17 protein-coding genes and 1 pseudogene are annotated in these 21,477 nt (G+C 64.7%); 10 read left to right on the top strand and 8 right to left on the bottom strand.

Going from position 1 to position 21,477, the window contains the following annotated elements; translation table 11 throughout:
- The 5 genes and pseudogenes from AWB67_RS20270 to AWB67_RS20290 form a co-directional block, all read right to left on the bottom strand.
- Positions 1 to 1,013 (bottom strand): dihydroxy-acid dehydratase (locus tag AWB67_RS20270; RefSeq protein WP_200822269.1); only part of this gene is annotated, 1,013 nt, incomplete at its 3' end.
- Between the two features lie 33 nt (positions 1,014 to 1,046).
- Positions 1,047 to 1,944, bottom strand: a pseudogene (gene araH / locus AWB67_RS20275) (L-arabinose ABC transporter permease AraH).
- Between the two features lie 130 nt (positions 1,945 to 2,074).
- A complete protein-coding gene (gene araG, locus AWB67_RS20280) occupies positions 2,075 to 3,583 on the bottom strand; it encodes an L-arabinose ABC transporter ATP-binding protein AraG (protein WP_087658024.1) in 1,509 nt (502 codons plus the stop codon).
- A gap of 64 nt (positions 3,584 to 3,647) precedes the next feature.
- Positions 3,648 to 4,652, bottom strand: coding sequence for an arabinose ABC transporter substrate-binding protein (locus AWB67_RS20285; protein ID WP_087658025.1), 1,005 nt, complete (start codon positions 4,650 to 4,652; stop codon positions 3,648 to 3,650).
- 70 nt (positions 4,653 to 4,722) lie between these two features.
- The gene (locus tag AWB67_RS20290; RefSeq protein WP_087658026.1) at positions 4,723 to 6,177 is read right to left on the bottom strand and encodes an aldehyde dehydrogenase family protein; all 1,455 of its coding nucleotides are present in this window, start codon (positions 6,175 to 6,177) and stop codon (positions 4,723 to 4,725) included.
- Positions 6,178 to 6,319: 142 nt separating this feature from the next.
- Between AWB67_RS20290 and AWB67_RS20295 the strand changes: the two genes are divergently transcribed.
- Together AWB67_RS20295 and AWB67_RS20300 are read left to right on the top strand one after the other, a co-directional pair.
- A complete protein-coding gene (locus AWB67_RS20295; RefSeq protein ID WP_087658027.1) occupies positions 6,320 to 7,294 on the top strand; it encodes a LysR family transcriptional regulator in 975 nt (324 codons plus the stop codon).
- 45 nt (positions 7,295 to 7,339) lie between these two features.
- The gene (locus AWB67_RS20300) at positions 7,340 to 7,891 is read left to right on the top strand and encodes a YaeQ family protein (RefSeq protein WP_087658028.1); all 552 of its coding nucleotides are present in this window, start codon (positions 7,340 to 7,342) and stop codon (positions 7,889 to 7,891) included.
- Between the two features lie 3 nt (positions 7,892 to 7,894).
- On the opposite strand, the gene AWB67_RS20305 is transcribed toward AWB67_RS20300, so the two are convergent.
- A complete protein-coding gene (locus AWB67_RS20305) occupies positions 7,895 to 8,302 on the bottom strand; it encodes a VOC family protein (RefSeq protein WP_087658029.1) in 408 nt (135 codons plus the stop codon).
- Positions 8,303 to 8,633: 331 nt separating this feature from the next.
- Here AWB67_RS20305 and ada point away from each other — a divergent pair, with 331 nt between their 5' ends.
- The 4 genes from ada to AWB67_RS20325 all read left to right on the top strand — a co-directional run bounded on the left by ada (position 8,634) and on the right by AWB67_RS20325 (position 13,526).
- Positions 8,634 to 9,743, top strand: coding sequence for a bifunctional DNA-binding transcriptional regulator/O6-methylguanine-DNA methyltransferase Ada (ada, locus tag AWB67_RS20310; protein ID WP_087658030.1), 1,110 nt, complete (start codon positions 8,634 to 8,636; stop codon positions 9,741 to 9,743).
- A 278-nt stretch (positions 9,744 to 10,021) separates the two neighbouring features.
- Positions 10,022 to 11,023 carry a DNA-3-methyladenine glycosylase family protein gene (locus AWB67_RS20315; RefSeq protein ID WP_087658031.1) on the top strand — a complete coding sequence of 334 codons (1,002 nt, stop codon included), beginning with the start codon at positions 10,022 to 10,024 and terminating at the stop codon, positions 11,021 to 11,023.
- 180 nt (positions 11,024 to 11,203) lie between these two features.
- A complete protein-coding gene (gshA, locus tag AWB67_RS20320; RefSeq protein WP_087658032.1) occupies positions 11,204 to 12,823 on the top strand; it encodes a glutamate--cysteine ligase in 1,620 nt (539 codons plus the stop codon).
- Between the two features lie 151 nt (positions 12,824 to 12,974).
- The gene (locus AWB67_RS20325) at positions 12,975 to 13,526 is read left to right on the top strand and encodes a hypothetical protein (protein WP_087658033.1); all 552 of its coding nucleotides are present in this window, start codon (positions 12,975 to 12,977) and stop codon (positions 13,524 to 13,526) included.
- Positions 13,527 to 13,544: 18 nt separating this feature from the next.
- On the opposite strand, the gene AWB67_RS20330 is transcribed toward AWB67_RS20325, so the two are convergent.
- Complete coding sequence (locus AWB67_RS20330) at positions 13,545 to 15,101, bottom strand: DHA2 family efflux MFS transporter permease subunit (RefSeq protein WP_087658034.1); 1,557 nt, start codon at positions 15,099 to 15,101, stop codon at positions 13,545 to 13,547.
- Positions 15,102 to 15,186: 85 nt separating this feature from the next.
- Entirely contained in the window at positions 15,187 to 15,669 is a 483-nt protein-coding gene (locus AWB67_RS20335) for a MarR family winged helix-turn-helix transcriptional regulator (RefSeq protein ID WP_087658035.1), read from the bottom strand.
- A gap of 239 nt (positions 15,670 to 15,908) precedes the next feature.
- Between AWB67_RS20335 and AWB67_RS20340 the strand changes: the two genes are divergently transcribed.
- The 4 genes from AWB67_RS20340 to flhA all read left to right on the top strand — a co-directional run bounded on the left by AWB67_RS20340 (position 15,909) and on the right by flhA (position 21,455).
- Positions 15,909 to 16,181: a hypothetical protein gene (locus AWB67_RS20340; RefSeq protein ID WP_087658036.1), complete on the top strand. Its 273-nt coding sequence runs from the start codon at positions 15,909 to 15,911 to the stop codon at positions 16,179 to 16,181.
- Positions 16,182 to 16,360: 179 nt separating this feature from the next.
- Entirely contained in the window at positions 16,361 to 17,866 is a 1,506-nt protein-coding gene (locus AWB67_RS20345) for an efflux transporter outer membrane subunit (protein ID WP_087658037.1), read from the top strand.
- 287 nt (positions 17,867 to 18,153) lie between these two features.
- Entirely contained in the window at positions 18,154 to 19,362 is a 1,209-nt protein-coding gene (gene flhB, locus AWB67_RS20350) for a flagellar biosynthesis protein FlhB (protein WP_087658038.1), read from the top strand.
- Positions 19,359 to 21,455, top strand: coding sequence for a flagellar biosynthesis protein FlhA (flhA, locus tag AWB67_RS20355; RefSeq protein WP_087658039.1), 2,097 nt, complete (start codon positions 19,359 to 19,361; stop codon positions 21,453 to 21,455). The genes flhB and flhA overlap by 4 nt, the downstream gene beginning before the upstream one ends.
- Positions 21,456 to 21,477 lie beyond the last annotated feature (22 nt).

Here is a 21,477-nt window from a genome sequence, read left to right on the forward strand (position 1 = left end):
AGCCCCTGGTCGCCCATCAGTTTCAGGACCGCAGGCAAACCGCCCGCGTAGTAAAAATCCTCCATCAGAAACTCGCCCGATGGCTGCAAGTTCACGAGACACGGCACGTCCGAGCCCAACTCCCAATCGTCGAGATTGAGCTCGACACCGATCCGCTTCGCCAACGCGATCAGATGCAGCACCGCATTCGTCGATCCGCCGATCGCCGCGTTCGTGCGGATCGCGTTCTCGAAGGCTTCGCGCGTGAGGATCTTGTCCATCGTGAGGTCTTCGCGAACCATATCGACGATGCGCCGCCCCGCCATATGCGCGAGCACCTGACGCCGTGCATCGACGGCCGGAATCGCCGCGTTGTGCGGCAGGCCCATGCCGAGCGATTCGACCATCGACGCCATCGTGGAGGCCGTGCCCATCGTCATGCAGTGGCCGCGCGAGCGGTTCATGCACGATTCGGCTTCGGTGAATTCTTCCTGCGTCATCGTCCCGGCGCGCACTTCCTCCGACATCTGCCACACGCCCGTGCCCGAGCCGATGTTCTTGCCGCGGAACTTGCCGTTCAGCATCGGCCCGCCGGAGACCGCCAGCGCCGGCAGATTGCACGACGCGGCGCCCATCAGCAGCGCGGGCGTCGTCTTGTCGCAACCGACGAGCAGGATCACGCCGTCCATCGGATTGCCGCGAATCGATTCCTCGACGTCCATCGAAGCCAGATTGCGAAACAGCATCGCGGTGGGGCGCAGGTTCGTCTCGCCGAGCGACATCACCGGAAACTCGAGCGGCAGGCCGCCCGCCTCGCGCACGCCGCGCTTCACATACTCGGCGAGTTCGCGAAAATGCGCGTTGCAGGGCGTCAGTTCCGACCACGTATTGCAGATGCCGATCACCGGCCGGCCATCGAAATTGTCGTGCGGAATGCCCTGGTTCTTCATCCACGAACGGTGTAGAAACCCGTCGCGGTCCTGCAAGCCGAACCACGCCTGACTGCGCAGCGGCTTCTTGTTCGAATCAGCCATCGTTGCTCCTCCAGATATTCTCGTCGTCCGGCTTCAGACCACGCGCTTGCTGCGGCGGAACTGGTCGAACAGCACCGCGAGCAGCAGGATGCCGCCGCGGATCAGGTATTGATAGAACGTTGGTACGTTCATGAGGCTCATCGCGTCCTGCACCGAGCCCATGATCAGCACACCGACGAGCACGCCGGAAATCGTCGCGACGCCGCCCGTCAGCGACACGCCGCCGAGCACGCAAGCCGAAATCACGCCGAGTTCGAGTCCGACGGACGTCTTCGGATCGCCGAGACTCATCCGCGACGCAAGCATCACGCCAGCAAAGCCGGTCACGAGTCCCTGCAGCACGAACACCGTGATCTTGATGCGCGTGACCGGCAGCCCGGCAAGCAGCGCCGCCTCGCCGTTGCCGCCGACCGCGAGCACGTTCTTGCCAAACACGGTCTTTTTGAGAAGAAAGCCGAACAAGACGAAGCCGACGATGTTCGACCAGATCGGATAGGGAATGCCGAGAAACGAGCCGCCGCCGAGTTCGAAGAACGATTCCTCGGAGATCATGACGGCGTCGCCGTGGGAAGTGATGTAGGCGAGGCCGCGCACGACTTCCATCATCGCGAGCGTGACGATCAGCGAGTTGATCCGGTAGCGCAATCAGCACGCCGTTGACGAGGCCGACCGCGCCGCCCGCCAGCACGCCGCCCGCGATGCCGAGCGCGACGCTGTGCGTCGCGGTGATCAGCGTCGAGGCCGTGGCGCCCGAAAACGCGACGATCGACGCCACCGACAGATCCACTTCGCCGAGCGCGAGCACGAACATCATCGTGACGGAGATGGAGCCGATCAGCGTGACCGAGAGCAGCAGGCCCTGCATGTTGCGCGAGCTTAAGAAACCCGGCACTGACAGCGAGAGCGCGACGAACAGGATCACGAACACCATCACGATGCCCGACTTGTTGATGAGGTCCCACGTGCGCGCGGCGTGCGCCCGGGCGCCGACGCTTTCCTTCGGATTCGGCTGATTGGTGACGGGTGCATTGGTGGTCTGCATGATGTCCTGGTCCGTGAATTCAGCCGGGCAGCGCGAGCTTGATCAGTTGATCCGGCGACGCCTGCGCCTTCGGCAAGTTGCCGACGATCTTTCCTTCGCGCATCACGATCACGCGGTCGGCCACGCCGATCACCTCGGCCAGGTCGCTCGACACGACGATCACCGTGCGTCCCGCTTCCGCGAGTCCGTAGAGCAGGCCGTAGATTTCGCTGCGCGCGCCAACGTCGATGCCGCGCGTCGGTTCGTCCATCAGGAAGACGTCGATTTGCTCCGCGAGCCAGCGCGACAAGATCACCTTCCTTTGGTTGCCGCCGGAGAGCGTGCCGATCGGCGTGTTGCCGTTGCGCGTCTTGATCGCGAGTTTTGCGATGAAATCGGTGGTGGTGGCCGCTTCCTTGCGCGCATCGAGGATGTGCAGCGCGCTGTGATGGCGACGGCAACTGATGTTCATGTTGTCCGATACCGACGCGATCGCGACGATGCCTTCCTGCTTGCGATCCTCCGGACACAGCGCGACACCCGCACGCACGGCGTCGCGCGGCGTGTTGAACTTGCGCTTTTCGCCCTTGAGCACGATTTCGCCAGCGGACGGCTTCACCGCGCCGTAGATCAGCTTCATCAGTTCCGAACGCCCCGCGCCGACCAGCCCGAAGAAGCCGACAATTTCACCCTTTCGCGCACTGAACGATGCCGGTTCCGAAAGACCCGGCCCCATCAGCCCTTTCACGTCGAGTTGCACTTCGCCGATGTCGCGCGTCCGGTAGCCGTACACGTCGCGGATCGAGCGGCCGACCATGCAGCTGATCAGCCGGTCGCGATCGAGTCCGTCGACTTCCTCGAAAGTCTCGATGCGCCGTCCGTCTCGAAATACGGTCACGCGATCGCAAAGTTCGTAAGCCTCGTCCATCCGGTGCGTAACGTAGATGATCGCACGCCCTTCCGCACGCAACGTGCTGATGATACGAAAGAGCTGCGTGGTCTCGCGCGACGACAGCGAGCTCGTCGGTTCATCGAAGGCGATCACGCGTGCGTTGCGCATCAGCGCCTTTCCGATCTCGATCATCTGCCGCTGCCCGATCGACAGATGCTTCACCGGCATGTTCGGATCGATCTTCTCGCCGAGCCGGTCGAGTTCCGCGATCGCGCGCTTGACGAGGCCCTTCTCGTCGAGCACGCCGAAGCGGTTCGGCATCGCGCCGAGCATCAGGTTTTCCGCGACCGTTAGCTCCGGCACGAGGTGCAGTTCCTGATAGATGATCGCGACGCCTGCATCGATGGCGGCCTTCGTCGTCGTGAACTGCTGTTCGACGCCGTTCAGCGACAACCCGCCGCCCGCCGGCTGGTTGACGCCCGAGAGCACCTTGAGCAGCGTCGATTTGCCCGCGCCGTTTTCGCCCATCAGGCCGTGGACTTCGCCCGTGCACACGCCGAGCGACACGGAATCGAGGGCGAGCACGCCGGGAAAGCGCACGGTGATGTTGTCGAGCGAGAGATAGAGATCGGCCGTGGCGACCGCGATTTCCGTCATGAAGCGACCTCTGAATGCAGGGAGCCGGGGCCGCGTCCAAAGCGCGGCCCTCGCACAAAAAAACTCAAATTCCCAGTTCCTTGCGCACTTCCTGCCAGTTGCCGCGCACCATCAGCTTGCCGGTGGTTTGCGTGTCGACGGCCGGCTGCTTGCCGTTCTTGATCCAGTCGACGAGGTTCTGCGTGCTGTCCTTGCCGTGCATCGTCGAGCTGACGGCGATCGTGCCGTAGAAGCCCGTCTGCTCCTTCTTCTGGAATTCGGCGAACGCCTCGCCCGCCCCGTTGATGCCGACCCCGATCACGTCCTTGCTGGGAATCTTCAGTTGCTCGGTCGCGCGCACGGCGCCGAGCACGGTTTCTTCGTTGATCGCGTAGACCACCCACTTCTTGATGTCCGGATGCTGCGAGAGCACGGGCGATGCCGCGTTGAAGCCGCCTTCGTCGTCGGTCGTCTTTTGCGGGGCGTCAAAGATGTTTTCCTTCTTGAAGCCACCGGCCAGCAGCGACTCGGTGGCGCCGTCGGTGCGCAGTTTCGCGGTCGGCAATTCGTAGTTCGTGATGCGCAGCGCGCCGACTTCCTCCGGCTTCCAGCCGCGCCGCTTCATTTCCTCGGCGATCGCCGTGCCGACCTGGTTGCCGATCTTGAACGCCGACATCCCGAGATGCGGCACGTTCGGCAGCGGCTTGCCGCTGGAATCGACGAGCTGGTCGTCGACCGTGACGGATTTCATGTTGTAGCGCTTCGCGCGCTGCGCGATCGCCGGTCCGAGACGCACGTCAGGGGCGCAGATCACGAAGCCCTGCGCGCCCTGGGCGCCGAGGTTGTCGATGGCGGCGAGCACTTTCTCGCCGTCCGGCGTGCCGATGTTCACGACCGAGAAGTTCTCCTTCTGCCCGAGCGCGCTCGCGGCTTTCTGCTCGTTGATGAACCACGCCTGCTCCGGCATCTTCACGAGGAAGCCGACTTTGACGGGCTCGTCGGCGCGTGCGGACATTTGCGCCGCGAACGGCGCGGCGAGCGTGGCGGCCGCGATCGCGGACAGGGTTAGGCGGCGAAGCTTGCTGGTCATGGTGCTTGTCTCCATTGGATGAATCGATGGACGCAGGCTTCCAGCCCGTTCGCCCCGTGATGCCCGGGTTCTAGCCCGCTACATAGGCGGTCTTGATCGTCGCGTAGAAATCGGCCGCGTACGCGCCCTGCTCGCGCGCGCCGTAGCTCGACGCCTTCGTGCCGCCGAACGGAACGTGAAAATCGACGCCCGCCGTCGGCAGGTTCACCATCACCATGCCGCTCTGGCTGTGGCGCTTGAAATGGCGCGCGTACTTGAGCGACTGCGTGCAGATGCCCGCGCACAGGCCGAACGGCGTGTCGTTCGCGAGATGCAGCGCGTGGGCGTAGTCGTCGGCGGGGATCACCACGGCGACCGGCCCGAAAATCTCCTCCCGCGCGATCCGCATGTCCGGCGTGCCGGTGAAAAGCGCGGGCTCCATGAAATAGCCGCGCGTCGCGCGTTCCAGCACGCGGCCGCCGTGCAGCAGTTGCGCGCCTTCCTTCTCCCCGATCAGGACGTAATCGAGGTTCTGCTGCAATTGCCGCTCGTCGGCGACCGGGCCGATGTCGGCGCCCTTTTTCAGCGCGTGATCGACGTTCAACGCAGCGAGGCGCGCGAGCATCGCGTCGACGAAACGATCGTGGATGCCCGCCTCCACGATCAGCCGCGACGATGCCGTGCAGCGCTGTCCGGTGGAGAAATACGCGCCGTTGATGGCGGCATCGACGGCGGTGTCGAGATCGGCGTCGTTCAATATGACGAGCGGGTTCTTGCCGCCCATCTCCAACTGCACGCGAGCGTGGCGCGCGGCGGCGGCCTGCAAAACGGCGCTCCCGGTCGTCATCGATCCGGTGAAACTCACGCCCTGCACCAGCGGGTTCCCGACGATGCGCGCGCCCGCCTGCCGCCCGCTGCCGAGCACGAGGTTGAACACGCCGGCGGGCAGCGCCGAGCGGCTGATGATGTCGGCGATCGCCCACGCGCAGGCCGGCACGAGCTCCGCCGGCTTGAACACCACGCAGTTGCCATAGGCGAGCGCGGGCGCGATCTTCCACGCGGGAATCGCGAGCGGAAAATTCCACGGCGTGACGATGCCGATCACGCCGACCGGCTCGCGCGTGATATCGATATCGATATTCGAGCGCACCGAGCTGCGATGCTCGCCCGGGATGCGCAGCGCCTCGCCCGCAAAAAACTTGAAGATGTGCCCGGCGCGCGCCGCTTCCGCAACGGCCTCGGGCAGCGTCTTGCCCTCTTCGCGTGCGAGAAGCCGTCCGAGCTCCGTTTTGCGCGCGAGAATTTCGCTGCCGATCGCATCGAGCGCCTCGGCGCGCCGCGCGACGTTCGACTGCGACCACTCGCGAAACGCGGCGCTGGCGGCATCGATGGCGGCGTCGGCCTGACGCGCATCGGCGCGCACGTACTCGCCGACGGGTTCGTCCAGATCCGACGGATTCTGCGACAGCCCGACGGTCGCGCTGGTCTCCCAGCCACCGTTCAGGTAGTGCTTGAAAAGCGGCGGAACGTGGGATTCGCGTTTCATCGGCGTGGGCGTGGACTAGCGATGCATGGGTAAGTGCTCGCAGCGTAACCAGTCGCGCGATGACTTTCCAATCAGTTTTCGGCCCGTAGCCATATCAAAGTTGGCATGTCATCATCGTGCATCTCAAAATCGAGCAGATGCCATGCCTCAGAGTTATTCGAACTGGTTCGTGCGCGCGCGGCTGAAGACGCGCCAGTTGCTGCTACTCGCCGCGATGGAGGAGGAAGGCAACGTGCGCCGCGCCGCCGACGTCCTCGGCATGACGCAGCCGGCGGCATCGCGGCTTCTGAAGGAACTGGAGGACGTGCTCGAAGTGCGCCTTTTCGACCGCACGCCACACGGGATGCACGCGACGCTCTACGGCGAAGTGATGATCCGCCACGCGCGGATGGTGCTGTCGAACCTGAGCCAGGCGCACGACGAAATCTCGGCGTTGCGCGCGGGGCTCGTCGGACAGGTGCAGATCGGTTCGATCGCGACCGCCGTCGCGACGATGGTGCCGATCGCTTTGTCGCGGGTGAAGGCGCGCTATCCGCAACTCGAAATCTGGCTGCAGGTGGAAACCTCGGACGTGATGCTGCCGCGCGTCGCGCAGGGCGAGCTCGACATCATGATCGGCCGCGTGCTCGAGCGGCAGGGCCAGTTCAAGGACGCCGTGCGCTATGAGCCGCTCGCCGACGAGCCGCTGTGCGTGGTCGCGCGCCCCGGCCATCCGATGGAGAACGCGACCGGCCTCACACTGCGTGCGATCGTGAACGCGAGCTGGGTGCTGCATCCGCCGGGGAGCGTGCTGCGGCATCGCTTCGATTTGGCGTTTTCGCAAATCGGGCTCAATCCGCCGCAAAATGTCGTTAATACCAACAATTTTCTGGCGATTTCGAGCCTGCTCCTGCAAAGCGACATGCTGGCGGTCGTGCCCGAGGAAGTCGCGCGCCAGTACGAGCAATTCGGCGTCTTGAAACGCTTGGCGATCGATTTGCCTTGCCGGATGGACGCTTTCGGTATCATCACGCGGCAAACGCAACTGCTGTCGCCGGCAGCGACCGTCGTGCTCAACGCGTTGCGCGACGCGGCCATCGAGGTCTACGGCACGTCCTTCGAGGCCTCGTCCGCTTAAAACTTCTTACTCAGCCGGCCCGCACGGACGGCTTTTTGGTGTTGCATGGCCCTCAAATCGACGATTTACAAAGCGGAACTCCAGATTGCCGACATGGATCGGCACTACTACGGCGATCATTCGCTGACAATCGCGCGCCATCCGTCGGAAACCGACGAGCGGATGATGGTGCGCGTCGCCGCGTTTGGCATGTTCGCGAGCGAGCGGCTCGAATTCTGCAAGGGCTTGTCCGACACGGACGAGCCCGACCTCTGGCAGAAGGACCTGACGGGGCAAATCGAGACGTGGATCGACGTCGGCCAGCCGGACGAGCGGCGCATTGCGAAGGCGAGTGGGCGCGCGGATCGCGTAATCGTGATCGCGTACGCGGGACGCACCGCCGATATCTGGTGGCAGGGCGTCAGGGCCAAGGTCGAGCGGATGCAGAACGTGACGGTGTGGTCGCTGGCGGATGGCGTCGCGGAACGGCTGCGCGCGCTTGCTGAGCGGACGATGCGCCTGCAAATGACCGTGCAGGACGGCGAGGTATCACTTGGAAGCGCGACGGTCGATCCGGTGGCGATCTCATGGACGGTGTTGAAGGCGCCGGGGAAATAGCGGTCATTTCTCGGACGGCCCTTTCAGTTCGATCATGTTGCCTTCGGGGTCGAAGAAATACAGCGACGGGCCGAAGCCCTCGGCGCCGTACCGACGGGCTTCTTCGCCGATTCGCGCGCCATTTTCGGTCAAATGGTCGTGCAGCGCGGTTGGATCGAATGGTTCGATGCGCAGGCACAAGTGGTCCATGTTGCGTCCCGCGCCGGCCGGGCCGCTCTCCGGCCTATCGATCTTCGCGCCAATCTGCAGCAAATCGATCAGCGCGCGGCCTGCACGTAATTGCACGAGGCCCAAGTCGCGCTGCTCTTTCTCCACCGGACATCCGAGCACGGCTTCGTAAAAGCGAACCATATTGTCGAGATCGGCACAGCGAATCACGACGTGATCGATGTCGCGGATGGTGAAGGGCATCGCCGCTCCTTGTTTCTTTGAGCTTGAAAAACGAGTGTACAGCGCCCTGTGGAACGGCCTGCTGCAAAGCGTACAGGCGAAAAAAAGCCCGCTCGTTGCGGAGCGGGCTGAATCCATATCAGGAGGAGACATGGAGGAGACAGTTCCAATAATACATAGCGACTTGGTGCGACGCAATAGTTTTTTTAGTGCAAACCCCTATGGCGCCAATTTGTCGCATCTGAGACACACTCGCGCGCCTCAATCGACAAATGACAGCGCAAGAACCGGCGCGTACCCTCGAAGGCGACGCTCTACAGTAGTCGCGTACCCAGAGCCATCGAGGTTTGTCATGAACACCGCTTTCGAAATCCCGTCCGATACCGCTTTTTCCTCCGATGAAACCCGCTGGCAGGCCGTCGTGCAACGCGACGCCCACGCCGACGGCGCCTTCTTCTTCGCCGTACGCACGACTGGCGTGTTCTGCCGGCCTTCGTGCGCGTCGCGGGCGCCGCGCCGGGAGAACGTCGAGTTCTTTTCCACGACGAATGCCGCCGAAAATGCCGGCTATCGACCGTGCAAGCGCTGCCAGCCGACGAGCCTGCCGCGCGAACTGGCGATCGTCGAGCGCGCATGCAAGGCGCTCGACGCCGATCCGCAGCAGCGCCTCACGCTCGCGCAACTGAGCGACGCGGTTCACGTCAGTCCGTTTCACTTGCAGCGGTTGTTTTCGCGCGTGGTCGGCGTTTCGCCGCGGCAGTATCAGGCCGCGCGCCGCGCCGAGGCGTTGCGCGACGGCTTGCAGCGCGGACAGAACGTCACCCGCGCGAGTCACGATGCGGGCTTTGGCTCGCCGTCGCGGATGTATGAAGCGGCGCCGGCCGAGCTCGGGATGACGCCTTCGGTGTATCGGAGGAAAGGTGCCGGGCTCACCGTGCGCTTCGCCACCGACGCGACGCCGCTCGGCATCGTGCTCGTCGCCGCGACGGACAAGGGCATCTGCAAGATCGCTTTCGGCGACGATCCGCGCGCGCTGGAGGGCGAACTGGCGGCGGAACTGTCGGAGGCGGCGCGCGTAGAGGATCGCGAGCGGCTGGCGCCGTTCGTCGCGCAGATTCGCGCGTATCTCGACGGCACGCGCGAGCGCTTCGACCTGCCGCTCGACATCGGTGCGACCGCTTTCCAGCAGCGCGTGTGGGATGCGCTGCGGCGTATTCCTTATGGCGAGACGCGCAGTTATACCGATATCGCCGATGCGCTCGGCTCGCCGCGTGCTGTACGGGCGGTGGCGAATGCGTGTGCGTCGAATCCCGTGGCGCTGGCGATTCCTTGTCATCGCGTCGTGCAGAAGGGCGGCGGGTTGGCGGGGTATCGGTGGGGCGCGCCGCGCAAGGCCGCGTTGTTGAAGGCCGAGCGGTCGAGGGGTGCGGCTGGTGGCAGTGATAAGGATGAGGTCGCGTGAGCGGGAGCCGCGGTCAACGGCGGAGTTCGAGCGCGGCGGCGGCGGGGGCGACTGCCGCGCGCGCGGCTGATGCGTCTTGTGCGGCTCATGCAATTGAGCCGGCGGGTGCATCGGGTGCATCGGGTGCATCGGGTGCATCGGGTGCGTCGGGTGCGTCGGGTGCGTCGGGTGCGTCGGGTGCGTCGGGTGCGTCTGGTGCGGCCGGTGCGTCTGGTGCGGCCGGTGCATCTGATGCAGTAGGTAAGGTACGTGCGTCTGGTGCTGCCGGCGCGGCCGGTGTGCTAGCCGCAGCGCATGCGCCGCCCGCACCGACCAGTGGCAGCGGTAGAAATGGCGCAAAAGCCGCCCCAGCACCCACCGCGACGGTAACCCTCCCCTTCGTCGAACCCTACGACTGGCCGCGCGTCCTGCGCTTTTTCGCCGGACGCGCGACGCGCGGCGTCGAAACGATCGAAGCGGGCGCTTACCGGCGCGCGATCGAATGGCCCGACGCCGATGCCAACGATGGCACCGTCGCCGCCGGCACCCTGAGCGTCACTCGTCATCCCAAAAAAGCATGCCTCGTCGCGACGCTCGAAGGAGACGTCGCCCGCCACGCGAAAGCAATCGGCAAGCATCTCACTCGCATGTTCGACCTGCGCGCCGACGCCCCCGCGATCGGCGCGCACCTCGCCCGAGACCCCTGGTTCGCACCGCTCGTCGATGCCGCGCCCGGGCTGCGCGTGCCCGGCGCGTGGTCGGGCTTCGAGCTGGTCGTGCGGGCGATCGTCGGGCAGCAGGTCAGCGTGAAGGCGGCATCGACGATCATCGGGCGGATCGTCGAGCGCACCGGCACGCAACTCGCCGATCACCCGCACGCCGACACCGCCTGGCGCTTCCCGACGCCCGCCGCGCTCGCCGCCGCCGACATGGACAAAATCGGCATGCCGGGCAAGCGCGTCGCGGCGTTGCAGGGCTTCGCGCGCGAGGTGGCATCGGGCGCGCTGCCGCTCGACGACCCGCGCGCCGACCGCGACGAACTGCGCGCCGCCCTCCTCGCGATGCCTGGCATCGGGCCGTGGACCGTCGAGTACGTCGCGATGCGCGCGCTGCGTGACCCCGACGCGTGGCCCGGCACCGATCTGATCCTGATGCAATCGCTGGCGGCGCGCGATCCGTCGATGGCGAAGGCGAAGGCATTACGCGCGCGGGCCGACGCGTGGCGGCCGTATCGCGCATATGCCGCGCTGCATGTGTGGAACGAGATCGCGGATAAGGCGGGCGGTGCGAAGGGGGGCTGAGGCAGACGCGAAAGCCCCGCAATAACCGCCCGAACCCGCCCGAACTGCCCGCCCCAAAACCCCTCAAACCCTTACCAGCATTGGCTCCAAGCACGCTCAACACCGAGATGTTAAAGTGCCCGCTATTCAAAAATCGAATCGGGCGAATCCTATTGCGCCCGGTCGCACGCGCCGCCCTAGATGCCAAACACGAATTCCGCCCACCTCGCCACCGACGCCTTCCGGCACCGCCTCTCGGCGCTCTCCGCGGGCCCGCGCGCAGCCGCGCTGCGCCAGGGTCTGCGCGGCATCGAGCGGGAGAGCCTGCGTGTCACGCCGGAGGGCAAGCTCGCGATGACGCCGCATCCGCGCGCGCTCGGCTCGCCGCTGACGCATCCGCTCATCACGACGGACTACTCCGAAGCGCTCATCGAGCTCATCACCGACGCGATGACCGACTCCGCCGCCACGCTCGACCATCTGGACAAGCTGCATCGCTACGTCTACGCGAAGCTCGGCGACGAGCTGCTCTGGAACGATTCGATGCCCTGCGACCTGCCTCCCGACGATCAAATCCCGATCGGCTGGTACGGCACGTCGAACATCGGCATGCTGAAGCACGTCTATCGGCGCGGCCTCGCGCTGCGCTATGGCCGCACGATGCAGTGCATCGCGGGCATCCATTACAACTATTCGCTGCACGAGGACGTCTGGCGCGCATGGCAGGCGCTCGATGAGGACAACACGCTGTCCGAGGTCGATTTCCAGTCGGAGCGCTATTTCGCGTTGATCCGCAATTTCCGCCGCACGAGCTGGCTGCTGATGTATCTGTTCGGGGCATCGCCGGCGCTGGATGCGGGTTTCGTGCGCGGCAAGCGCCACACGCTCGACGCCTTCGATGCCGACACCTTCTATCTGCCGCACGCCACCAGCCTGCGCATGAGCGATCTCGGCTACACGAACAATCCGGCGCAATCGGCGCTGCTGCCGAGCTACGACAATCTCGACGCCTATCTCGACGTGCTCGGCAAGGCCGTCAGCCAGCCGTATCCGCCCTACGAGGCGATCGGCACGCAGCGCGACGGCGAGTGGGTCCAGATCAACACGAACGTGCTGCAGATCGAGAACGAGTTCTACTCGACGATCCGTCCGAAACGGATCACGCAGCCGGGCGAGCGGCCGTTGCACGCGCTGTCGGCGCGCGGCGTGCAGTACATCGAAGTGCGCTGTCTCGATATCAATCCGTTCGAGCCGGCCGGGATTTCGCTGCAAACGTCACGCTTTCTGGACGCTTATCTGCTCTTCTGCGCGCTCGACGACAGCCCGCTCCTGCCGCAGAACGCGAGCGCCGAAGCCAACGACAACTTCAGCCGCGTCGCGAAGGAAGGGCGCAAGCCGGGGCTCACGCTGTCGCGTGACGGGCGCGACGTGCCGATGACCGCGTGGGGCGTCGAGTTGCTCGACCAGATCGAACCGGCGGCGCAGGCATTGGATGCTCTCGGCGGCGGCGACGAACACATGCGCGCGCTCGACACACAGCGGGCGCGGCTCGCGGATGTGTCGCTGACGCCGTCGGCACGGGTCCTCGAAACAATGCGCAGCAAACAGCAGAGCTTTGGTGACTTCGCGCTCGATATAAGCCAACAGCATGCCGAATTCTTCCGCGATCGGCCGCTTCCAGAGCAGGAAATGCGCGAATTCGAAGAATCGGCAGCGAAGTCGCTCACGCAGCAGACCGCTATCGAGCGCGGGGAAGCCGGTTCATTCGACGCCTTCGTCGCCGCTTATCGCGCTTACACGCTGAATCGCGTGAGCGTCTGACGCCGTTTTTCCATGTCGCGGCAATAAAAAAGCGGCAAGACTTACCCCTTTTGCAACAGAGCGCAACCTGCCGAAACACGCGGGTCGCGGACGGGTCGAAAAATAGTGTCTTATCGACCATCACGACCAACAGCTGTTGCAAGGGGAAACAATGAAAATGACGATGCTATCGGCATCGACGCTGGCTGCGGCCGCGTCGATCGCGCTCTTTGCCGGCTGCTCGACGCAAGGCCAGGTCAGCGCCGAAACGATGGAGCAAGCCACCGCGCCGCTTACCTGCATGGACCGAGCCGAATGCGACGCGTGGTGGGGCCGCGCGCAGGTCTGGGTCACGAATCACTCCGAATACAAGTTGCAGACCGTGACGGATTCGATCATCCAGACAGCGGGACCTTCGGGCGGCAAGCGCGCGCTCGCTTATCAGATCACCAAGACGCCGAGTAACGAAGGCACCGCCACGATAGGCTTCGCGGCCCATTGCGACAATATGCTCGGCTGCGAGCCGAATCCGTGGAAGGCCGGCGCGGACTTCAAGCAATTCGTGCGCGGTCCGGCGGCTTCGCAGGCGGGGGCGGCGACGACGTTGCCGCCCGTCGCGCCCGCACCGGCGCCGAAGGCGCAGTCGAATCCGCCTGTCAGGCCGATGCCGCCTGTGCTTGAAAGCCAGCCCGGACAGTCGGGACGAGTGCTAACGCCAGAGTAAGAAGCCGCGCAGGGTCGATCAATGCCCCATCGACGGCCCCGCGCCCTTCCTCGGCTTCGTCAGCCACACCAGCACCGCCAGCCCCAGAAATCCATAGAACGAGATCCGGAAAAAATCGTTCGTCGACATCATGTACGCCTGCGCGGTCACAACCCTGTCTAGCTGTGCCGTCAGCGCCTGTCCCGCCAGCCCCAAATCCGACAACGCACCCGTGTAAGCGCTCGTATTCGCTGAGTAAGCGCTCACAGATTCGGTCAGCACCGCGTGGTGGCGAATCATGTCGTTCTCCCAGTACGTCGTGCTGACCGCCGTCCCGATCGCGCCCGACAACGTCCGCAGAAAGTTCGACAGCCCCGCCGCACCGGCCAGCCGGTCGTCGGGGACGCTGGAGAGCGTGATCGTCGTCATCGGCACGAAGAAGCACGCCACGCCGATGCCCTGAATCAGCCGCGGCACCACGATCTGGCTGAACGGCGTATCGAGCGTGAACGTCGAGTTCCAGTGCGACACGAACGCGAACACGAGAAACGCGAAACTCGCCACCACGCGCAGATCGAGCCGATGCATGTTGCGCCCGAGCACCGGCGAAATCACGAGCGCGAGAATGCCGACCGGCGCGGTCGCGAGGCCCGCGAGCCCTGGCGTGTAGCCCATCACCGTCTGCAGCCACAACGGCAACACGACGACCGAGCCGAAAAACGCCAGAAATCCGAGAGACGTGATCAGCACGCCCATCGCGAAATTGCGGTCGCGGAAGAGCGAGAGGTCGATGACCGGCTCTTTCTCCGTGATTTCCCACGCAAACATGAACGCCAGCGCGACCGCCGCGACGATCGCGAGCGCGACGATGAAGCTCGAATTGAACCAATCGTGATCCTTGCCGAGGTCGAGCATCATCTGCAGGCTCGACACGCCGATCACGAGTAGCGCGAGACCGACCGCGTCGATGCGCTGCTTGGTCGTTTTCGTCTCGTGGCCGCGAAGCAGGAAATACGCGATGAGCGCCGAAAAGAGGCCGATCGGCACGTTAATGTAGAAGATCCACGGCCAACTGAAATTGTCGGTGATATATCCGCCCATCACCGGGCCGAAGATCGGCGCGACGATCACGGTCATCGCCCAGAGGCCGAGCGCGAGGCCACGTTTTTCCGGCGGATAACTTCTCATCAGAATCGTCTGCGAGAGCGGCACCATCGGGCCGGACACAAGCCCTTGCAAGAGCCGGAACGCGATCAGCGATTCGAAGTTATGCGCGAGTCCGCACAGCGCCGAAGCGATCGAGAAGAGCACGACGGAAATCGTGAACAGCTTGACCTCGCCAACGCGCCGCGCAAGCCAGCCCGTCAACGGCACCGCGATCGCCGATGCCACCGAGTACGACGAGATCACCCATGTGCCTTCGCTCGTCGCGACGCCGAGGCTGCCGGAAATCGTCGGCACGGCGACGTTCGCGATCGACGTGTCGAGCACTTCCATGAACGTGCCGAGGGCGAGGCCCATCGTGAGCAGCGCGAGCAGGCCGCCGGTGATCGGCGCGGGCTTCTTTTCGTCGGGAGGCGCGGCGGTTGCGGCCATAGTAAAAGTCTCCGATATTTTCGATGCAGCGGCATTCTCTGCCCAGACAGTTATCAGGGCGCGAAACTTGTCTCAGCGTCCAGCTTCAGGGCGAATCGTCCTCGACAAAGCCGCACAATGGCGAGTTCTCGATCAATCGCCCTAGCAAGCTCGTCAGCGTATCGAGTTCCGCGCGACTGAAGCCCGCCAGCTGCTCGTTCAGCACTGCCGCTCCAAGCACTGGCAGGCGCGTGGCGGCATCGGCGCCGCGTTCGGTCAGCTTCAGTTCGACCACCCGCCGGTCCGCATCGCTGCGTCCGCGCGTGACGAAGCCCTTCTTCTCCAGCCGGTCGAGCATGCGCGTCATCGACCCGCTGTCGTACGACATCTCCCGCGACAGCTCCAGCGGCGTGCGCGCACGCCCCGACGCCAGCATCATGATCACGCCGATCTGCTGCGAGGTCAGATCGAGCGGCTTCAACGCCTGATCCGTACGCGCGATCAGCACGTTGCGGGCCTTCGCCAGGTAGTAGCCGAGGCTCGTCTCCAACTGGATCGAAGCCGGGTCGTAGAGGGGTTCGCTGCTCATCAATTGCTCGGTCGGTAGGACAAAACGTCGCGGGCGAGGCATTTTAATGCGCGCGCCTTACCCAGCGCGTCCGTCTAAAACAACGGTCTTAAAAATGTGCTGAGGAGTATCTTGAAAATTACTTGCACAGTCAATATTATTTGAGACACCGAGTTACGCGGATTTCGCGCCGCCCGACACCATGTTTTGACGCCGTTTCACGCAAGACGCATCGCCGCGACGATGCCCGAAGGATTCCCATGACCCGCTTTGCACGCACCGCCCGCCGACGTTTCGGCACTGTCAGCAGCACGATCGCCAGCGCCTCCCGACACGTCGTTCCGCCGAATCTGAAGTCGTGGAAACTCGCGCTGTATGTCATCGTGTTCCTGCTGCCGGGCGGTTCGTTCGCGGTGCTGGGTCTCGGCTGGTTCGAAAACCGGCAGCGTCGGCGGCGCGCGCCGAAACCCGCCCCGGCTCGCGTGCCGAAGCTGCTTCCCGGCCCGACGCCCTGTTCGCACGGCAAGTGCTGAGCGCCCCCTCGTAACCCTCGGTAACCGATTCACGCCGGCAGGTAACACAACGCGCCTGGCCAGCCGGTACGCTAACGTCTGCCTGGCGCCCGCTCTGCGCGGGCGTTCCGTTACCATTTCGGTTCGCCGCGATTCTTTTCGATGAATCCCTCCGGCTCCGACAGGAATTCTAGAAGCAGATGCCGTTCAGCCCCATTCAGTCCGTCACGCCTCGTTTCACCGCTCTCGCTCTCGCGTCGGCGTTCGCCTTGCTCGTCGCCGGCTGCGCGGTCGGCCCCGATTACCAGCGGCCGTCGGCGGCGATTCCCGCGTCCTATAGGGAAGCGCCCGAGGGCTGGAAAGTCGCGCAACCCGCCGATCAGGCCGATCGCGGTAACTGGTGGGCGATCTACGCCGATCCGCAGCTCGACGATCTCGAAACGCGGCTGAACGCGTCGAACCAGAGCATCGCGCAGTTCGCGGCGGCTTACCGGCAGGCGCGAGCGCTTGTCGGCGAGGCGCGCGCGGCTTACTTTCCGATCGTCGGCGCGAGTGCGTCGGGGTCGCGCTCGGGATACGGCAGCGGCGCGCGCTCGACCACTAATACTTCGACGTCGATCGGCAACAGCTACAGTCTCGCACTCGACGCCACCTGGGAACCCGACCTGTGGGGCAGCGTCAGCCGCTCCGTCAACGCGCAGAAGGCGGGCGAGCAAAGCGCCGCCGCCGATCTCGCGAACGCGCGCCTCTCCGCGCAGGCCACGCTCGCGCAGACCTACTTCCAGTTGCGCGCGCTCGACTTGCAGCAGCAGTTGCTCGATGACACGGTCGTCGCCTATCAGCGCTCGTTGCAGCTCACGCGGAACCAGTACGCGCAGGGGATCGTCGCGCGCGCGGACGTAATTCAGGCGCAGACGCAGTTGCAGTCGGCGCAGGCGTCGGCGATCGATAACGGCGTCGCGCGCGCGCAGTACGAGCACGCGATCGCGGTGCTCGTCGGCGAGCCGGCGTCGGCGTTTTCGCTGCCCGCGTCGCCGCTCAACGCGACGCCGCCGGCCGTGCCCGCGCAGATGCCGTCGGCAATTCTGGAGCGGCGGCCGGACGTCGCTTCCGCCGAACGCAAGGCGGCGGCGGCGAACGAGCAGATCGGCGTCGCGATCGCGGCGTTCTTTCCGACGCTGACGCTATCGGCGTCGGGTGGATTCCAGAGCACGGTGCTGTCGCAGTTGTTGCGCGCGCCGTCGCGCTTCTGGACGCTCGGGCCCGACCTCGCGGCGACGATCTTCGACGGCGGCTTGCGCCGCGCGCAGACCGACGCGGCACGCGCTGTCTACGATCAGAACGTCGCGACTTACCGGCAGACAGTGCTGACGGCGTTTCAGGACGTGGAAGACAATCTGGCGTCGCTGCGGATTCTGGAGAACGAGATCGTGATTCAGCAGCAGGCGGTGGAATCGGCGCAGCAGGCGCTGGCCATCGTCAACAACCAGTACAAGGCGGGGACGGTGGCTTTTGTCAGCGTTTTGACCGCGCAGACGACGGCTTTCACCGCGCAGCAGAAACTTGCGAGCATCGCGGGGCAGCGGATGGTGTCGTCGGTTGGGCTGGTGAAGGCGCTCGGCGGCGGGTGGGACGTCGGGCAGATTGATTGGGAGACGGGGACGGTGGAGGCGCCAGGAAAGCATGCCGATGACAAACCAACCTGATCGCGACTGACGAATACGGCGATTTCCTGCGTCAAAAGGTAGAAGGCGCGCGCGCCTCGCTACGTGCCGGTCTGGGCCGTCCGGACGACGAGGTCGAAGCAGAATTCGCGGCTCGACGCGCGAAAGGGAGAGCGCAAACCACGCCCGGCCACTCCGAACTCGCACCCCCATCACCCGAATAACCCCTCTTTCCCTCCCCTTCTCCCCCGATAGTTACCCTGCGCTTTTCGCAATAATCACCGTCAACCCAATCCGGCATGTCGCCGGGGAGCACGGAGCGAAGCGCAGTGTCAGACGATAGCGATCTCGAAAAGACCGAGTCAGCGACCCCCAAACGCCTCGAAAAGGCGCACGAGGAAGGGCAGATCGTGCGCTCGCGGGATTTCGCCTCGTTCGCCCTCCTCGCCGCAGGTTTCGCCGCCGTTTGGGTCTTTTCCGGTCCGATGAGCCTGCACATGCAGTCCATCCTGCGCGGCGCGTTCACGTTCGATCACGCCACCGTCTTCGATACCCACCAGATGATGATCGGCGCCGGCAACGCCAGCAAGGAAGGCTTCATGATCCTGCTGCCCGTGTTCGCGCTCACCGGCCTCGCCGCCCTCACCGCACCGATGGCGATCGGCGGCCTGCTGCTCACCACCAAAACCCTCGCGCCGAACTTCGGGCGCCTCAACCCGATCAGCGGCCTCAAGAAGATCTTCTCGATCGACGGCCCGATTCAGCTCGGCATGTCGCTGATGAAGACGGTCGTTGTAGGCGGGATGGCCGGCTGGACGATGTGGGGCCGCAAGGCCGAAGTGCTCGGCCTCTCCACCAAGCCGCTCGACATCGCGCTTGCCGAGACGATGCATCTGATCGTCGTCTGCTGCGGGACGGCGATCGCAGGTCTCTTCGTGATCGCCGCGCTCGACGTGCCCTGGCAAATGTATTCGCACGCGAAAAAGCTGCGCATGAGCAAGGAAGAAGTGAAGCGCGAGCACAAGGACGCCGAGGGCGATCCGCACATCAAGGGCCGCATCCGTTCGCAGCAGCGCGCCGCCGCCCGCCGCCGCATGATCGCCGCGATCCCGACCGCCGACGTCATTGTGACGAACCCCACGCACTTCGCCGTCGCGCTCAAGTACGCCGACGGCCAGATGCGCGCGCCGAAGGTCGTCGCGAAAGGCGTGAATCTCGTGGCCGCGCGCATCCGCGAAATCGGCCGCGAGCACAACGTGCCGCTGCTCGAAGCGCCGCCGCTCGCGCGGGCGCTGTATCACAACGTCGAAATCAATCGCGAGATTCCGGGTGCGCTGTACGGCGCCGTCGCGCAGGTGCTGGCGTGGGTCTACCAGTTGAAGCGCTTCAAGGAAGACGGCGGCGACAAGCCCGACGAGCCGACCGAGCTCGACGTGCCGAAGGAACTCGACAAGGGCGCCGTCTCCGACGCCGAAGCAGAACAGGAAGCCGCCGACGCGCTTGCTGCCGACAACCCAACCGATGGAGCCGCAGCATGAACGCGCGCGCTGGATTCTTCTCGAAACGCCCCGACGCGCTCGGCACTCAGAACATTCGGGCCCTCGCCGGCCCGATTCTGATCTGCATGATCCTCGGCATGATGATCTTGCCGTTGCCGGCGTTCCTGCTCGATCTGCTGTTCACTTTCAACATCGCACTTTCCGTGATGGTGCTGCTCGTCAGCATGTACACGCAAAAGCCGCTCGATTTCGCCGCCTTCCCAAGCGTTCTGCTCTTTTCGACGCTGCTGCGGCTGTCGCTGAACGTCGCATCGACGCGTATCGTGCTGCTCGAAGGCCACTCCGGGCCTGATGCCGCCGGCCAGGTGATCGAAGCGTTCGGCCACTTTCTCGTCGGCGGGAATTTCGCGGTCGGTATCGTCGTGTTCGTGATTCTGATGATCATCAACTTCATGGTGATCACGAAGGGCGCGGGGCGGATCGCCGAAGTGGGCGCGCGCTTCACGCTCGACGCGATGCCCGGCAAGCAGATGGCAATCGACGCCGACCTGAACGCCGGCCTCATCAACGAGCAGCAGGCGAAGAAGCGTCGTCTCGAAGTCGCGCAGGAAGCCGAGTTCTACGGCTCGATGGACGGCGCGAGCAAGTTCGTGCGCGGCGACGCGATCGCGGGCTTGCTGATCATGGTGATCAACATCGTCGGCGGGCTGATCGTCGGGATGCTCCAGCACGACATGGACTTCTCCCACGCGGCCACGAACTACACGCTGCTCACAATCGGCGACGGCCTCGTCGCGCAGATCCCGTCGCTCATCATCTCGACCGCGGCCGGCGTGATCGTGTCGCGCGTCGCGACCGAGGAAGACATCGGCACGCAGTTGACCGGCCAGTTGTTCAACAACCCACGCGTCCTGATGATCACGGGCGTGATCATCAGCGTGATGGGCTTGATCCCGGGCATGCCGCACTTCGCCTTCATGTCGCTCGGAGGCGGGCTCATCTACGCCGCGCGAACGATGAACAAGCGCGCCGCCGAAAAGCGGAAGACCGGTTCGATCGCAGAAATCGCGCCGGCTGCGGCCGCGCCGGTCGAGAACGCGGAAGCGAGCTGGGACGACGTCGCGCTGATCGATCCGCTGGGCCTCGAAGTTGGCTATCGGCTGATTCCGCTCGTCGACCGCAATACGGATGGCGAGTTGCTCAAGCGCATCAAGGGCATCCGAAAGAAGTTCGCGCAGGAAATCGGCTTCCTGCCGCCGGTGATTCATATCCGCGACAACCTCGAATTGCGGCCGAACGGCTACCGGATTGCGCTGAAGGGCGTGGAAGTGGGCGTCGGCGAGGCGTATCCGGGACAGTGGCTCGCGATCAATCCAGGGCAAGTGTCCGCAGCGCTGCCGGGTACGCAGACGCAGGACCCGGCGTTCGGCCTGCCGGCGGTGTGGATCGATACGAACATGCGCGAACAGGCGCAGGTCTATGGCTACACGGTGGTGGATGCGAGCACGGTCGTCGCGACGCACTTGAATCATCTCGTCGTGACGCACGCGGCCGAGCTGCTCGGGCGCCAGGAAGTGCAGGCCCTGCTGGAGCGCATCGGCAAGGACACGCCGTCGCTCACCGACGATCTCGTGCCGAAGACCATCGCGCTCACGACCTTGCAGAAGATTCTGCAGAACCTGCTGGACGAAGGCGTGCCGATCCGCGACATGCGCACGATCCTCGATTCGGTGCAGGAACACGCGCCGCGCATCGCCGATGCCTACGATCTCACAGCGGCCGTGCGTCTCGCGCTGGGCCGCGCAATCACGCAGCAGTGGTATCCGGGCAATGGCGACTTGCAGGTGATGGGGCTTGATCCGATGCTGGAGCGGGTGTTGTCGCAGGCGCTGTCGACGGGGGCGAATCCGGGACTGGAGCCGGGGCTCGCGCAGACTCTGCTGAACTCGACGCAGAACGCGATCATGCGCCAGCAGAATCTGGGACTGCCGCCGGTATTATTGGTGCAGCATTCGCTGCGCGCGATGCTTGCGCGGTTCTTGCGACGGAGTTTGCCGCAGTTGAAGGTATTGTCGTATGCCGAAGTGCCGGATACGCGGAATGTGAAGGTGGTGAATCTGATTGGGGGGTGAGTTGCCCGGTTTCACCGGCCGG

The organism is Caballeronia terrestris (genome assembly GCF_001544515.1).
GTDB classification, from domain to species: Bacteria; Pseudomonadota; Gammaproteobacteria; order Burkholderiales; family Burkholderiaceae; genus Caballeronia; species Caballeronia terrestris.

Bases quoted from the DNA above. Each gene is read 5' to 3' on its own strand.
- AWB67_RS20295 (WP_087658027.1), top strand. From the start codon at position 6,320: ATGCCTCAGAGTTATTCGAACTGGTTCGTGCGCGCGCGGCTGAAGACG.
- AWB67_RS20290 (WP_087658026.1), bottom strand. From the start codon at position 6,177: ATGAAACGCGAATCCCACGTTCCGCCGCTTTTCAAGCACTACCTGAAC.
- AWB67_RS20330 (WP_087658034.1), bottom strand. From the start codon at position 15,101: ATGGCCGCAACCGCCGCGCCTCCCGACGAAAAGAAGCCCGCGCCGATC.
- flhA (WP_087658039.1), top strand. From the start codon at position 19,359: ATGAACGCGCGCGCTGGATTCTTCTCGAAACGCCCCGACGCGCTCGGC.
- AWB67_RS20285 (WP_087658025.1), bottom strand. From the start codon at position 4,652: ATGACCAGCAAGCTTCGCCGCCTAACCCTGTCCGCGATCGCGGCCGCC.
- AWB67_RS20305 (WP_087658029.1), bottom strand. From the start codon at position 8,302: ATGCCCTTCACCATCCGCGACATCGATCACGTCGTGATTCGCTGTGCC.
- gshA (WP_087658032.1), top strand. From the start codon at position 11,204: ATGCCAAACACGAATTCCGCCCACCTCGCCACCGACGCCTTCCGGCAC.
- AWB67_RS20345 (WP_087658037.1), top strand. From the start codon at position 16,361: ATGCCGTTCAGCCCCATTCAGTCCGTCACGCCTCGTTTCACCGCTCTC.
- AWB67_RS20340 (WP_087658036.1), top strand. From the start codon at position 15,909: ATGACCCGCTTTGCACGCACCGCCCGCCGACGTTTCGGCACTGTCAGC.
- araG (WP_087658024.1), bottom strand. From the start codon at position 3,583: ATGACGGAAATCGCGGTCGCCACGGCCGATCTCTATCTCTCGCTCGAC.
- AWB67_RS20335 (WP_087658035.1), bottom strand. From the start codon at position 15,669: ATGAGCAGCGAACCCCTCTACGACCCGGCTTCGATCCAGTTGGAGACG.
- ada (WP_087658030.1), top strand. From the start codon at position 8,634: ATGAACACCGCTTTCGAAATCCCGTCCGATACCGCTTTTTCCTCCGAT.
- AWB67_RS20300 (WP_087658028.1), top strand. From the start codon at position 7,340: ATGGCCCTCAAATCGACGATTTACAAAGCGGAACTCCAGATTGCCGAC.
- AWB67_RS20325 (WP_087658033.1), top strand. From the start codon at position 12,975: ATGAAAATGACGATGCTATCGGCATCGACGCTGGCTGCGGCCGCGTCG.